The following is a 14,963-nucleotide window of genomic DNA, read 5'->3' on the forward strand; positions in this document are numbered from 1 at the left end:
GCCATGATGCACGCCGTTTTTTGATTTATCTGCGCAAGAAAATGCGCTACGTTTTTCATAAATGAAAAACGTCACTTGGGATTCATACCAACTTTTCCTCGATGTGTCACGCAGCGGCGGCCTGACGGGTGCTGCGGCGCTGACGGGTTTGAGCCCTGCGACTATCGGGCGACGCATGGTCGAACTGGAGGAACGTATCGGCAAGGCGCTGTTCCAGCGCAGCCAGACGGGATACGCGCTGACACCGGATGGCCGCGCGCTGTTTGACCGCCTTCAGGCGATGGAAAACGCGGCAAAGGATATCGAGGGATGGCAAAAGGCGTCGTCGGCCTCTTCCGTCGTGCGCATTGCCGTCGGCACCTGGAATGCCTGGCTGCTTGCAGTAAATTTCTCCGCCATCTGCACGGATCGCGACGATTTCCGCATCGATCTTTTCATCGCCGAACAAAGGGCGTCTTTGGCGCACCGTGAAAACGACATCGGCATTCGCGCTTTCGAGCCCGAGGAACGCAACCTCGCTGCCATCAAGACGGGGGAGGTGGCCTATGCGCCCTACAGGTTGCGCAACGCCGCCAGCTCCGTTTCAGACCGGTGGTTGGCGGTGGCGGAAGAAAACGCCATTTCCGCCTACCTGCGCTGGCCGCATGAAAACCGGCGGGACAATATCGTGGTGACCGTCAACAGGCCAACGGCACTGCTCGATCTCACGCTGGCCGGGGCAGGGGTTGCCGTGCTGCCGTGTTTCGTGGGCGATGCCGATGCGGGGCTGATGCGTGAGGGTGACGAAATCGAAGCGCTTCGTCACAATCAGTGGATCGTCATGAACAATGACGATCGCCACCGCCGCGATATACGGACGGTGGCGGACCGGATGACGCGTCTCATCAAGCGACATTCCGATTTGTACGCCGGACGAAAAAGCCGTCCGGCATGAGCGGTGTCACGCAGCAGCACTTCCCTGCGCAACGATGACCGGGATCAGAAGATCGCCCCAGTTGCCGCCCCCGCCGTGATGGCGGGCTGAGCGGACGAGTTCAACGGAAACACCGGCCTCAACGGCCTTCATGACGGCCTGATTGAGGCGGTGCAGATCGTTGGCCAGCATGCGGATGGCGACCTGTTGATCCTGCGTCATGGCGGAGGACTGCTCCTCGGCGCGTTCCTTGACGTGGGTCTTGATGGGGTTATGGGCATTCATGGCATTTCTCCTCTCTTTATTGGTTGGGGTTCTTGATGCGATTTGCAAGCCCTTCCCGTTCAAGGGAAGGGCAGTTTTCCAGTTTATTCCGCCGCCGGGCGGAACTGGTCGTGCTCGGTGGATTCCTTCATGGCGGTGGTCGAAGACGTGCCGCCCGAGATTGCCAGCGACACAGCGTCGAAGTAGCCGGTGCCGACTTCGCGCTGGTGTTTGGTGGCGGTGTAGCCGTTAACCTCGGCCGCGAATTCCGCTTCCTGAAGCTCGGAATAGGCCGCCATCTGCCGCTCCTTGTAGCCGCGCGCCAGTTCGAACATGCCGTAATTCAGCTGGTGGAAGCCGGCCAGCGTGATGAACTGGAACTTGTAGCCCATCGCCCCGAGTTCGCGCTGGAACTTGGCAATCGTCGCGTCGTCGAGGTGCTTTTTCCAGTTGAACGACGGCGAGCAATTGTAAGCCAGCTTCTTGCCGGGGTGCACCTTGTGCACGCCCTCGGCAAACCTGCGCGCCTGCTCGAGATCTGGCTTGGAGGTCTCGCACCAGATCAGATCGCAATAGGGCGCATAGGCCACCGCACGGGCGATGCAGGGTTCAAGACCGTTCTTCACCTGATAGAAGCCCTCTACGGTGCGGCCGGCATCATAATCAACGAAGGGCTGGTCGCGCTCGTCAATGTCAGAGGTCAAAAGCTTGGCTGCCTCCGCATCGGTGCGGGCGATGACCAGCGTCGGCACGCCCATGACGTCGGCTGCAAGTCGTGCCGCCGTCAGGTTGCGAATATGCGCCGCCGTGGGGATCAGAACCTTGCCGCCGAGATGGCCGCACTTCTTTTCAGATGCCAGCTGGTCTTCATAGTGAACACCGGCTGCACCGGCCTCGATGAATGCCTTCATGATCTCGAAGGCGTTGAGCGGTCCCCCGAAACCTGCTTCCGCATCGGCAACGATCGGCGCGAACCACGTGTCGACCGAAAGGCCCTTGCCCTCTGCCGTCTCGATCTGGTCTGCCCGTTGCAAGGTGCGGTTGATGCGCTTTGCAAGCTCTGGCGCCGCATTGGCGGGGTAGAGCGATTGGTCCGGATACATGGCGGAGGCCGTGTTGGCATCTGCCGCAACCTGCCAGCCGGAAAGATAGATCGCCTTCAGCCCGGCGCGAACCATCTGCATGGCCTGGTTGCCGGAAAGCGCGCCGAGCGCATTGATGAAATTCTCTTCGTTGATCAGCTTCCACAGCCGGTTGGCACCCATCTCGGCCAGCGAATGGCGGATTTCAACGGAGCCGCGCAACCGCTCCACGTCGGCGGCGGTATAAGTGCGCTCAATGCCGTCGAAGCGTCCCTGCGGTGCGCCCGGAACAAGTTTGTAAAAATCCGTCATACTTCTCTCTCCCATGATAAGTGCGGTTTCAGAAACGTGCTATCTTCAACTGTGTGAAGCGCCGTTCGATGTGACTACATTTACATTTTCATGAGTTTGAGCGCCAGAACAAACATAAAAACAGTGACTTGAAAGAGGTTATGCTGTAGTGTGCATGACAGGGCGGAGCTGTAAAATTGTAAATTTTGTAAAAGCCTCATGCCCGGCGATTTTGTAACAGACTTGTATGAGTCTTTCGATGTGAGGTTGAGGCTGTGTCGGAAAACAAGATTTTTGCTGGCCCGCGCGTACGTCGTATTCGCAACGGTCTGGCGCTGACGCAAACGGCCATGGCCGAGGCGCTGGCGATCTCGCCTTCCTACCTCAATCTCATCGAGCGCAATCAGCGGCCGCTGACCGTGCAGCTGCTCTTGAAGCTCGCTTCAGTCTACAAGGTGGATCTGGACGACCTGCAAGGCGAGAGTGCCGGTTCCGCCGGGCAATTGCGAGAGGTCTTCGCCGATCCGCTCTTGGTGGGCGAGGTGCCGTCGCCGCAGGAGCTGATCGAGGTGGCAGATGCCGCGCCCAATGCGGCAAGTGGCGTCGTCAAGCTGTACAGGGCGTATCGGGAACAGGCGCAGCGCCTTTCCGACCTCTCGGATCTTCTGGCGCGCGAAGGACATGAGACGGCGCTTTCCTCCACCCGCCTGCCGATAGACGAGGTGCGGCACGTCTTTGAAAACCGGCCGGCCTATGTCCATTCCATCGATGCGGCGGCAGAAGAACTCCACAAGCAATTGTCGGCGGGCGAAGATCTCGCCGCGGGCCTTCGCGCATGGCTTCAGAAAAACCACGGTATCGTGGTCAGAACTCTGCCGGTCCATGCCATGCCCAATCTGCGGCGGCGTTATGACCGCCATTCCATGCGGCTGTTTTTGTCCGAGCGCCTGTCGCAGCCGGATCAGCTCAGGGAAATGGCGATGGAAACCTGTCTTCTGGCGCTTCGAGAGGAGATTGGCGCTGAGCTGGAGACGCTTGGCCTGAAGGGGGAGGAGGCACGGCGCATCGCCCGCTTCGAGCTGGCGCGTTATGCCGCCCATGCCCTGATGATGCCCTATGGTGCGTTTTTGAGTGCCGCCCAGCGCGCGAAATACGATCTCGATGTCCTGCGATCACGCTTCAATGTGTCGTTCGAACAGGCCGCCAACAGGCTCGTCAGCCTGCAAAGGCCGACGGCTGCGGCAATCCCGTTCTTTTTGATGGAGACTGACAATGCCGGCAACCGTTTCCGTCTTGCGGGCGCCGGGGGTTTCCCGAGGGCACGGTTTGGCGGCCTTTGTCCGCGTCTTAATATCCACGCAGCTTTTGCCCAGCCGGGGCAGGTGCTGGTGGAGCCGGTGGAGATGCCTGACGGTGACGCCTTCCTGACTGTGTCGCGCACACTTGAAGGCCCGCAGGCCGGTTTCGGCGAAAGGGTGCGGCGAACGGCCGTGCTTCTGGGCTGCGATCTCGCCCAGGCCGGGGAGACGGTCTACGGGGCTGCCGGCGCAGGCGGGCCGACCATTGCCATTGGTCCCTCGTGCCGGCTGTGTGAAAGGCAGGGCTGTCTGTCGCGGGCGGAGGCCCCGCTGACGAGGCCGCTCGGCCTGGACGAAATGGTGACCGGTCTTAGTGTTTTCGACTTCCAGTAGAGGTTTCGCATCACTTTTTTCCCGGTGGAACACATTCGGTTGAAAATGCTGTGCTGCACATTTCCCGCTTGCTCCCTTTTGTTTTCCTTTCTAGTCTCACTAAAAAAGGGGATCACGCTTCCGTCACGAGGATGCGTTAACAGGAGAAATCATGAAAAACCGTTCGCTCCGTTTCACTTTGGCTCTCACGACGGCGCTCGTTGCTGCAGGCTCGGCAATGGCCCAGGAGAAGGTCGTTCACGTCTTTAACTGGTCGGATTATATCGACGAATCGATCCTTACCGATTTCACCAAGGAAACCGGCATCAAGGTCGTTTACGATGTATTCGACAGCAACGAACTCGTGGAAACGAAGCTTCTGGCCGGCAGCTCCGGCTACGACGTGGTGGTGCCGACAGGCCCCTTCCTTGCCCGCCAGATCAATGCCGGTGTTTTCCAGAAACTCGACAAGTCCAAGTTGCCGAATCTGAAGAACATGTGGCCGGATGTCTCCGAGCGTCTGGCGAAATACGACCCCGGCAACGAGTATGCCGTGAACTACATGTGGGGCACAACAGGCATCGGCTATAACGTCGCCAAGGTGAAGGCGGCTCTCGGTGATGTTCCGGTCGACAGCTGGGATATTCTCTTCAAGCCGGAAAATGCCGAAAAGCTGAAATCCTGTGGCATCAATATTCTCGATGCATCGGACGAGACCTTCGCCATCGCGATGAATTACCTCGGCAAGAACCCGGACAGCAAGGAAACGGCCGATCTGGAAGCGGGCGGTGCCGTCTATTCGAAGATCCGTCCCTTCGTGAAGACCTTCAACTCCTCCGCCTATATCGACGAGCTGGCAAATGGCGACAGCTGCATCACGATCGGCTGGTCGGGTGACATTCTTCAGGCGAAAAAGCGTGCCGAAGAAGCCAAGAACGGCGTCGAGGTGAACTACGTCATCCCGAAGGAAGGCACCTATATGTGGTTCGACAACCTTGCCATCCCGGCGGATGCCAAGAATGTCGAGGAAGCTCACACCTTCATAAACTACCTGATGCGCCCGGAAGTCATCGCCAAGGCGTCCAACTATGTTCAGTATGCGAACGGCAACCTTGCCTCGCAGGCGCTGATGGATCCGTCGGTTGCCAAGAACCCGGCGGTCTACCCCAATGCCGAGACGATGAAGAAGCTCTTCACCATCTCACCCTACGGACCGAAGGAACAGCGCGTCTTGAACCGTGTCTGGACGCAGATAAAGACCGGTAGCTGATAGCTCCGCGCGCTGGTTGAGAAACGGCCGGCGGGCCTGTTTCTCTGATACCTTGCCGGCAGGTCACGCAACCTGCCGGCGCTGCCCGCCTCATGGCATCGGACCGAAAAGTGTGACGCGGTTTTCGGGAAATCCGATGCTCAAATCTACAAAATCAACGGGATTTGAGGGTAGGGTGAATGGCGAAAACTCTGGGGCCGGTCAAACGCAAATTTAGCCCTTGGGACAATCCCGATGCGGTTCCCTTCATCCGGTTTGAAAACGTCACCAAGCGGTTTGGCGATTTCGTCGCCGTCGATAATCTGACGCTCGATATTTACGAGCGGGAGTTCTTTTCGCTGCTCGGTCCTTCCGGCTGCGGCAAGACCACGCTGATGCGCATGCTGGCCGGTTTCGAGGAACCGACCAATGGGCGTATTCTCCTTCAGGGCAAGGATATTTCCGGCGTGCCGCCCTACAAGCGCCCGACCAATATGATGTTTCAGTCCTACGCCCTTTTCCCGCATATGTCGGTGGAGAAGAACATTGCCTTCGGTCTGGAGCAGGACGGTCTGCCCAAGGCAGAAATATCCTCGCGGGTCGAGGAAATGCTGCGGCTCGTCAAGCTCAGCGAGTTTGCCAAGCGCAAGCCGAGCCAGCTTTCGGGCGGCCAGCGGCAGCGCGTGGCGCTTGCCCGCTCGCTTGCAAAGCGGCCGAAGGTGCTTTTGCTGGATGAACCGCTCGGTGCGCTCGACAAGAAGCTGCGCGAGGAAACCCAATTCGAGCTGATGGACATCCAGACCAATCTCGGCCTCACCTTCCTGATCGTCACCCATGACCAGGAAGAGGCAATGACGGTGTCGGACCGGATCGCGGTCATGGACAAGGGCATTGTGGTGCAGGTGGCAACACCTGCCGAGATCTACGAAGCGCCGAACAGCCGTTACGTGGCGGATTTCATCGGCGACATCAATATTTTCGACGCCAATGTCGTCACTAACGCGTCCGATATCGGCAAGCCGGGACTGGTGACACTCGATTGCGACGGGTTGACAGTTGCCGTGGAGCAGGAATGCGCCGCGGTCACCGGAAGCCGGGTGGCTTTCGCCATCCGCCCGGAAAAGGTCCGCATCTCGCTCGATCAACCCACCGACAGCGCCGTCAATTCCGCTTATGGCGAAGTCTGGGATATCGGCTATCTCGGTGACTTCTCGGTGTTCATCGTCAAGCTTGCCGATGGCCGTGTCATCCGTGCAGCGCAGGCGAATGTCTCGCGTCTCGTGGATCGCCCGATCACCTTCGGCGATATGGTGTGGTTGAACTGGAAACAGGATTCCGGTCTTGTGCTAACGCACTGAGGGGGGCTTTTATGGCGATCACCACTCCTGAAAACCGGCAAAGTCCCTGGCGATGGCTGGTCGTCGCGGTTCCCTATTTCTGGCTGATGCTGTTTTTTGCAGCGCCCTTTTTCATCATTTTCAAAATATCGCTTTCGGATACGGCGATATCCATGCCGCCCTATACGCCAGTCTTCGAAGGGTTTTCGAAGCTTGGCGCGTTCTTCTCGCAGCTGGATTTCGAAAACTACCTGTTTCTGACGGAAGACCCGCTCTACATCGACGCCTATCTCTCGTCGCTGCGCATCGCATTCATCTCCACCTTCCTGCTGTTGCTGATCGGTTATCCCATGGCTCTTGCCATGGCGCGTTCGCCGTCATCCATCCGCCCGACGCTGGTGATGCTGGTCATCCTGCCGTTCTGGACCTCGTTCCTGATCCGCGTTTACGCCTGGATCGGTATTCTGAAGCCCGAAGGTCTGCTGACGGTGCTGTTCCAATGGCTCGGTTTTCTGGGGCCGGACCAGCAGGTCAATATCTTCCGCACCGAGACGGCGATCTTCATCGGCATCGTTTATTCCTATCTGCCGTTCATGGTGCTGCCGCTTTATTCGGCGCTGGAAAAATTCGACAATACGCTTCTGGAAGCGGCGGCCGATCTGGGTTGCCCGCCCTGGAAAGCCTTCTGGAAGATTACCTTCCCGCTGTCGCTGCCGGGCGTGGTGGCCGGGTCGATGATCTGTTTCATCCCGATAACCGGCGAATTCGTCATTCCCGATCTGCTTGGCGGTGCGCAGACGCTGATGATCGGCAAGACCCTCTGGACTGAATTCTTCGGCAACCGCGACTGGCCCCTGGCATCCGCCGTTGCGGTGCTGCTTCTACTGTTGCTGGTGGTGCCCATCGCCATCTTCCAGAACCAGCAGAAGAAAGTCGGGTGAGGCCATGAAACGCGGAAAATTCGACATCACCGTCCTGACCCTCGGTTTTGCCTTTCTCTACATCCCGATCATCATCCTGATCGTTTATTCCTTCAATGCCTCGAAGCTGGTCACCGTCTGGGGCGGATTTTCGCTGCAATGGTACAAGTCCATGTGGTCGAACCAGGGGCTGATGGATGCAGCCTGGGTGACGCTTCGTGTCGGTATTTTGAGCGCCACCATCGGCACCATCCTCGGAACGCTGGCGGCGCTGTCTCTGACGCGCTTTGCGCGCTTTCCGGGACGCGTGCTGTTTTCGGGCATGATCTATGCGCCGCTCGTCATGCCGGAGGTCATTACCGGTCTGTCGCTGCTTTTGCTGTTCGTGGCCGTCGGGGTGGATCGCGGCTTCTGGACGGTGGTTATCGCCCACACCACCTTCACCATGTGTTATGTGGCAATCGTCGTGCAGTCGCGTCTGTTGACCTTTGATCGCAGCCTCGAGGAAGCAGCGCTCGATCTCGGCTGCCCGCCGGTCAAGACCTTCTTCAAAATTACCCTGCCGCTGATCTTCCCGGCCGTCATCGCCGGCTGGATGCTGGCGTTTACGCTGTCGCTCGATGATCTCGTGATCGCAAGTTTCGCTACCGGTCCAGGTGCGACGACGCTGCCGATCAAGATTTATTCGCAGGTTCGTCTTGGTGTCACACCTGAGATCAACGCCATCTGCACGATCCTTATCGGGCTTGTCACAATCGGCGTGATTGTCGCTTCCATCGCCTCCAAACGCACGGAACTCCAGCGGATGAAGGACGAACACGCAGCCGCGCGCAACTGATCGAATATTCCTCTCCGATTTCTACGCGTTACTGTTGAGGCGTCGATAAAATTAGAAACCTGTAATTTAGTTTTTGACTTTTACGGTCTCAAAATAGGAATTATCGTCGGTAATTGATCGATTTTGGTTTTAACCGCTTGTTAATAGGAGTTGGCGGAAAGTAAATCCCAACGCAGGGCTGTCAAACTTTAGATAGCCGGGATTGATAATTTCCATATGGCGAGGTTGTCCCCCTTTCTCTCGTTAAAAAAGCACAACTAATACAGGCGGCCGAGAGGCCGCCTTTCTTTTTGCCGCCATGCGGGTTGCCTTCAGCGGTTTTCCGGATGATCCATCGATTTCGACACGAGAAGCACGGGGATAAGCCCGGCAATGATGATGATGATCGCCGGCACGGCGGCATCCTGCACCCTTGAGCGGGACGCGTCTTCATAGACCAGCGTGGCGAGCGTGTTGAAGCCGAAGGGCCGCAGCAGGATCGTCGCCGGCAGCTCCTTCATGGATTCGATCAGTACCAGAAGAAAGGCTGTCAGCGCCGCAGGCCGCATATTCGGCAACAGCACCTTGAACAGTGTCTGCAACCGGTTGCGCCCAAGCGTTCGCGAGGCCATGTCGATATGCGGCGAGAGCTTCTGGAACCCGGCATCAAGCGTTCCCTCCGCCATGGTCATGAAGCGCACCGAATGGGCGTAGATGATGGCAAAGGCAGTGCCTGACAGCAGCAGGCCGCTCGAAAATCCGAAATGGGAGCGGACAAACCCGTCGACGTGATTGTCGAGACCGGCCAGGGGAATGAGCACGCCGATGGCGAGCACCGTTCCCGGCACGCCATATCCCATGGAGCCAAGTCGCGCGGCCACCTTTGACGTGCGCGAGCGCTCGGTGCGGATGGCATAGGAAAATACGAAAGCCGCAATCAGGGTGACGAAGGCGGCGGAAAGCGAGACCTCGAGACTGTGACCGAGCGCTTTCAGCAGCTTCGGCGCAAACAGCGCATCCAGCCTTTTTGCGGCGTAACCGCCAAGAACGATGACGGGAATGAGGAAACCACTCGCCACAGGAGCGACGCAGAAGAGGCTTGCAGACCAGCGCCGCCAGCCGCGAAGGCTTTTCAACCGGTGGCGTTGCGCCATGGTCGTGGCTTTTGGAGCGGCAAAGCGTTGTTTTTCGCGGGCATTGCGTTCGATGAAGATCAACGCACCAACGATGAGCAGAATGACGGCGGCGATCTGTGTGGCATTGGCAAGATTGCCGCGATTGAGCCAGGTCTCGTAAATCGTGAAAGTCAGCGTCTGGACACCGAGATATTCGACAGCGCCAATATCGTTCAGCGTTTCCATCAGAACCAGCGAAAGACCGATGGCGATCGCCGGCCGCGCCATTGGCAATTGCACGGAAAAGAATACGCCAAGCGGTTTCGCACCAAGCGTGCGCGCAGCTTCGGCCGCAAACCGTCCCTGCATGGAAAAGGCGGCGCGGGCCGAGAGATAGACATAAGGGTAAAGCACCGAACTCAGAACCACCACGGCGCCGCCAAGCGAGCGTACGTCCGGAAACCAGTAGTCGCGGATGCTGTGATAGCCGAAGACGGCGCGAAGGGCGCTTTGTACCGGGCCGGTGAAATCCAGGAACTCGCCGAAAGCATAGGCTGCCAGATACGAGGGAATGGCGAGCGGCAGGACAAGTGCCGCCGACAATACCCGCCGCAAAGGGAATTCGAATGTGGTGACGAGCCAGGCGCAGACAATGCCGAAGAATGCCGTCGTTGCGGCCGTCATCGCCAGCAGCAGGAAGGTTCGAAACCCGGCGCGCGGCAGAACATTGGCTAGAAGGTGTTGCCATCCTTCCGTGCTGCCGGTCAGCGCCAGCCAGAAGACCGCCAGAACAGGCATGGCGGCGATGGCTGCGACGATGACCGCCGTGATGGGCAACAATGAAACGCGTCTTGTTGCCGGAATGGAAACCGTCATGGAAATGCCAGCCTGCTGTCCTGCGAAAGCCTCAACCGGCTGTCCGTTTAGCCGGCGGTTCCCGCATTGCTACGCCCGCATGGCCTTAGTTGGCAAGAACCCGCTGCGATGGAAAGGTAATTTCCACCAGCGTTCCCTCGTTCGGTGTCGAGGTGATGGAGAAGTTCGCACGGTTGGCGTCCACCATCGCCTTGGTCAAGGGAAGGCCGAGCCCGGTGCCATCGCCGCGCACGCGCTTGCCCGATGACGCCACCTGCCGGAACGGCTTCATGGCCTGTTCCAGCTCAGCTCGGGTCATGCCGATGCCGGTGTCGCGGATACGCAGCGCGACGCTGCCATTGGCCTCATAGGCGGTGGAAACCACGATCTGGCCGCCTGATGGCGTGAAGCGGATGGCGTTCGACAGGATGTTGAGCACGATCTGCTTGATCGAGCGCAGGTCGGCAACGATCTGTGGAACGGATTGCGAAAGCGCCGTGCGGATGATGACACGCTGATTGTTGGCCTGCGGCTGCACCAGCGAGACCGCCTCGGCCACCGTCTCGTTCAGCGGAACCGCGATGAAATCGACATCCATCTGACCGGCTTCGATCTTGGAGATGTCGAGGAGGTCGTTGACGATATCGAGCACATGCCGGCCCGAACGTCCGATATCATTGGAATATTCCACATAACGCGGATGACCGATCGGCCCGAAACGCTCGGTCGCCATCATGTCCGCGAAGCCGATGATGGCGTTGAGAGGCGTGCGGATTTCGTGGCTGACACGCGCAAGAAAATCGGTCTTGTGCGCATTGGCGGTTTCCGCCGCGCGCTTGGCGTTGCGTAACTCTTCTTCCGTGCGCTTCCACTGGGTGATGTCACGGATGACCACGCAATAGCCGTGCGAGGATTTGAGCCGCCCGATCGTCATGAACAGCGGCAGAAAACCGCCGGATGCCTCGCGGCCGATCACCTCGCGGCCATCGTTCAGCACGCTGGCGACACCGTTATTGGCAAGGCCGGAAAGATAGTCCAGCACCGCGCGCTGGCTCTCATGCGCAAACAGGGTGACGAAGGGCTTTCCTGCGATTTCGCCATTGTCGTAGTTGAATAGCGCACTGGCGGAGCGATTGAGCGAACGGATTTCGCCGTCGTCTCCCAAAAGCACCACGCCATCCGTTGCCGTTTCCAGAATGGAATGCAGTTCTTCGACTTCGCCTTGCAATACGGAAACGCTGCCTGTGTCGGCACTCGCGGTTTCCGCCGCTGACGTATTCTCGTTGGCTGCCGTAACCGGTGCCTGCTTTTCTTCCAGCGGAACCAGCGACAGCATCAGCGCCTTGGTGTCTTCCCAGCGGATGGATTGCAGCCGTGCCTTGACCGGAATGATGTCATTTTCGGCGCTGACGACGACCATGCCGCCTTCGTTATCAGGCATATCCTCAAGCTCCTGCCGTTGCAGCAGGGCTTCCAGTCCACCGACCTCGTCCAATTCATCAAGAGAGCCGTAGCCCGTCAGCCGCAGGAAATCCGGATTGGCATGGATCAGCCTGTCACCGGCATGCACCAGCAGTGCCACGGGCATCTGGTCCAGCGTTTCGGCGCTCAGCGCATCGGCGGGTCGCAGCGGTGGGCTAACCATCGCAGCGGCGATATCGGCCGCCGGTACCACCTCGGTGAAGGCGACTGTCTTTTCTTCGATCTGGATTTCATCGGCAGGCTTGTTCGTGGCCGCAGGGCGTTCGCCGCGAACATAGTCCGCGAAGAGATCGTCTTCCTCAGCCGGTTCTGCGGCATTAACGTCTTCTTCCAGCACGGGCAGCAGGTCCACCTGTGTTACCGCGTCGATATCGTCTTGGACGTGCTGTGCAGCCGGATCGGTAGAAGGAGCGTCTTCTTCCGCCTTCGGGCCCTCGTCTGAAACGGCATCTACGGGTGCCAGCGTCCGGCCGATTTCGCGGAAGGCGGCCTGCTCGCCTGCGGTCAGGCCCTCGCGGGAGCGCCAGCGGCGCTCTTCCAGATGGACGACCTTGTCGGAGTAGGTTGGCTCCGGCTCTGGTTCCGGGGTCGGTACGATTGCCAAGGCCGGCACTTCGAATTCCGGCGGGCTGTAATCGTGGGGCCGCTCTTCGTCCGAAATCTCGGCTGGCGCATCTTCAGCGGCCGGGGTTTCCTCATCGAGCTCATCGAGAAAAGCCAGCAATTCCTCGTCTTCATCCTCGGCAGCCGGCTGCGGCAAAACCTCGGTTTGAAGGATGTCTTCGCCGTGCAGGAAGGTGAGGCCGGTGGCGTGCGGATCCTCTGCGGCATCGGCCAGCCGCACGATGCCGAAACCACGGAAACCGTCAAATTCGCGCGAGCGCGTATAGGTGGGAAGGGCGGCGAGATCGATCGGCACCATCAGGGACGTGCCTTCAACCGGCCAATAGATCGTCTTGCCAGACCAGGTATCACGGCGGCCGAGAAGCTCGCGAATCTTGCCTTCCGGATCGAGATTGAACAGTGCCGCCACATCGGCAAAACTCATGCCTTCGACAGCTGCCGCCTTCGCGCCCACAGCCTCCGCAAATTCGTGCGAGATCGAGCTGAAGCGGCCCTCGGCATCGATTTTCCAGACGAAACGGGATGCACGCGCACCGGCGTCGAAGACAAAAGGCTGGGGTTCGTCGGTCGGTTCCACGGCCGCCGGGAGATCCTCTTCAACGGGTGCAGCGTCCTGCGCCGCCATTGTTTCAGCTACCTCATCTTCCGCCTCTGCGCGCTCCACGTCCGGGGCCTGTTCGGTATGGTCTTCGCTGGAATCCTGGCCAGCTGCCGGAACCTCTGCCTCATCCGTATCCAGTTCGAAGATATCGGCAATATCGTCCGTCGTCGCCGCATTCGCAGCCGTATCGGCATCCTCCAGCGGGACATCCGCCGGAGCATCCGTTTCTTCTTCTGCTGCAAGCAATGGCAGGACGGTTTCCTCATCCTGTTCCACCGTCACTTCGTCTTCGACGTCGGAAGGCAGTTCCGGCACGTCCTCCACATCTTCTATCCCGGCGACGGCGTCGAGCACGGAATCGAACGAGGCAGCCGTTGCGGCAACAGGCGCGGTCTCGGCAACCGGCAAAGCCGGTTGGGCGGCGGCCGGGGTTTCCTGCGGCTTGTCTTCGGCAAATCCGTTAACGGGATCGAGTGTCCCGAGCGCGGTTTCGACCACGAACAACAGATTGAGTTCTGGCGATATCGTGATCTGGCCGGCGGCGGCGGGCATGTAACCCTTGCCGGTCGGCACGGGCCGTTTGACGAGGTGGCCAGCCTGACCTGCGGCCATCCTAACCAGCGTCCTTGCCGTATGCGGCGTGATGCCGAGCGACGCAAACTTGGCCGAAGCGGCAACGACCTCGTTATCGCCATTGATGACAGCGATATGGATATCGGGATCGTCAAAGCCTTCAATCATGCGCCTTGCGCATTCCGCCGTGTCGGGTGCGGCCTGATCGGTGAGGGCGGAAAACAGAATAGCAGGCTGGCCCGGTTCGGCCTCGATGATTTCCACCTTGGCGGTAACGGCAAGGCTGCGGAAGCCCGCATTGATACGAATGGTAAACGGCAGGCTGTCGCCCGTCTTCGAAAGACGCGCCGCCGTCGCGGCCAGCTGCCGGAAGGTCACGTCCTGCCGTTTGGGCCCCTGTTCCAGAAAATCATAGACCATCGGCGTGCCGAACAGCGCTGCACCGCGCCCATTGGCCCAGAGCGCGCTCTGAAGATCGAGCGAGAACAAAGCCATCGCCTCGCCGCGCCCGAAACCTTCGCGCACCCGTTCATGCACTGCGATATCGATAAAGGGATACTGGACGGGGGGCATGTCGAAACCTATTCTGGCACTACCGGACCTTGCGAGGCTTTCGGCTTCCTCATGAAGCTGAAACGTAAACCCGCTGAGGCACCACGTTAACAGAATTTTAAATAACTTCACAGGGCGGCGCGGTCCACCGCCGCCTGAATGAATCGCCAAATAGAGTTAACATGAACAGGCCCGGCGAGACCCGTTCTGGCCCCGTTCCAGATTGCAAGCGGTATACCCGGCTATCGACTGTTGCCAGCTCTGGCGCCATGAAAACGGCTTGCCTTTCCAAGCCTTTTTTCGCAAAATTCGCTGAAGGACTTGCAAATAGCGAAAACACCTTTTATGTCACCCCCCGTGGCGCCGGTTCGGCGTTTGATGTGCGGTTGTAGCTCAGTTGGTTAGAGCGCAGGTTTGTGGCACCTGAGGTCGGAGGTTCGAGACCCCCCAACCGTACCATCTCCAATTTCCTAAAATTCCTGAAAATCATTGCAGCGATTTCAAACCCGATTTGGGTTATCGCAAGCGCATGTCTTTGCTGCGCGTCGACTGTGCGGTTTCCTCCCTTCCAAAAACCATTTGGCTAAAATCTCTTGCGCTGGTATTGTCCGCCCAACG

10 protein-coding genes and 1 tRNA gene are annotated in these 14,963 nt (G+C 58.9%); 7 read left to right on the forward strand and 4 right to left on the reverse strand.

Going from position 1 to position 14,963, the window contains the following annotated elements:
* Positions 1 to 61: 61 nt before the first annotated feature.
* The gene (locus tag QE432_RS15895; RefSeq protein ID WP_003515150.1) at positions 62 to 934 is read left to right on the forward strand and encodes a LysR family transcriptional regulator; all 873 of its coding nucleotides are present in this window, start codon (positions 62 to 64) and stop codon (positions 932 to 934) included.
* 6 nt (positions 935 to 940) lie between these two features.
* Here the strand turns inward: QE432_RS15895 and QE432_RS15900 are convergent, their stop codons facing one another.
* The gene (locus QE432_RS15900; protein ID WP_003515151.1) at positions 941 to 1,198 is read right to left on the reverse strand and encodes an SMc00767 family acetate metabolism repressor; all 258 of its coding nucleotides are present in this window, start codon (positions 1,196 to 1,198) and stop codon (positions 941 to 943) included.
* An 83-nt stretch (positions 1,199 to 1,281) separates the two neighbouring features.
* Positions 1,282 to 2,571, reverse strand: coding sequence for an isocitrate lyase (gene aceA, locus QE432_RS15905; RefSeq protein WP_013635503.1), 1,290 nt, complete (start codon positions 2,569 to 2,571; stop codon positions 1,282 to 1,284).
* Between the two features lie 254 nt (positions 2,572 to 2,825).
* On the opposite strand from aceA, the gene QE432_RS15910 reads away from it, so the two are divergent.
* The 5 genes from QE432_RS15910 to QE432_RS15930 all read left to right on the forward strand — a co-directional run bounded on the left by QE432_RS15910 (position 2,826) and on the right by QE432_RS15930 (position 8,564).
* On the forward strand, positions 2,826 to 4,241 hold the full coding sequence (locus tag QE432_RS15910) for a helix-turn-helix domain-containing protein (RefSeq protein ID WP_003515152.1): 1,416 nt from the start codon (positions 2,826 to 2,828) through the stop codon (positions 4,239 to 4,241).
* A 151-nt stretch (positions 4,242 to 4,392) separates the two neighbouring features.
* Positions 4,393 to 5,490: a polyamine ABC transporter substrate-binding protein gene (locus tag QE432_RS15915; RefSeq protein ID WP_003515154.1), complete on the forward strand. Its 1,098-nt coding sequence runs from the start codon at positions 4,393 to 4,395 to the stop codon at positions 5,488 to 5,490.
* Between the two features lie 179 nt (positions 5,491 to 5,669).
* The gene (locus QE432_RS15920) at positions 5,670 to 6,827 is read left to right on the forward strand and encodes an ABC transporter ATP-binding protein (RefSeq protein WP_013635505.1); all 1,158 of its coding nucleotides are present in this window, start codon (positions 5,670 to 5,672) and stop codon (positions 6,825 to 6,827) included.
* Between the two features lie 11 nt (positions 6,828 to 6,838).
* On the forward strand, positions 6,839 to 7,747 hold the full coding sequence (locus QE432_RS15925) for an ABC transporter permease subunit (protein ID WP_003515156.1): 909 nt from the start codon (positions 6,839 to 6,841) through the stop codon (positions 7,745 to 7,747).
* A gap of 4 nt (positions 7,748 to 7,751) precedes the next feature.
* Positions 7,752 to 8,564 carry an ABC transporter permease gene (locus tag QE432_RS15930; protein ID WP_003515157.1) on the forward strand — a complete coding sequence of 271 codons (813 nt, stop codon included), beginning with the start codon at positions 7,752 to 7,754 and terminating at the stop codon, positions 8,562 to 8,564.
* Positions 8,565 to 8,875: 311 nt separating this feature from the next.
* Here QE432_RS15930 and QE432_RS15935 read toward each other — a convergent pair whose 3' ends face one another.
* Positions 8,876 to 10,534, reverse strand: a complete 1,659-nt coding sequence (locus QE432_RS15935) for an ABC transporter permease (protein WP_065703845.1) — start codon at positions 10,532 to 10,534, stop codon at positions 8,876 to 8,878.
* An 85-nt stretch (positions 10,535 to 10,619) separates the two neighbouring features.
* Positions 10,620 to 14,366, reverse strand: coding sequence for a PAS domain-containing sensor histidine kinase (locus tag QE432_RS15940; RefSeq protein WP_306624919.1), 3,747 nt, complete (start codon positions 14,364 to 14,366; stop codon positions 10,620 to 10,622).
* Positions 14,367 to 14,727: 361 nt separating this feature from the next.
* On the opposite strand from QE432_RS15940, the gene QE432_RS15945 reads away from it, so the two are divergent.
* Positions 14,728 to 14,804: transfer RNA gene (locus tag QE432_RS15945), tRNA-His, on the forward strand.
* Positions 14,805 to 14,963: the final 159 nt, after the last annotated feature.

It is taken from the genome of Agrobacterium sp. SORGH_AS_0745, assembly GCF_030818995.1.
GTDB classification, from domain to species: Bacteria; Pseudomonadota; Alphaproteobacteria; order Rhizobiales; family Rhizobiaceae; genus Agrobacterium; species Agrobacterium tumefaciens.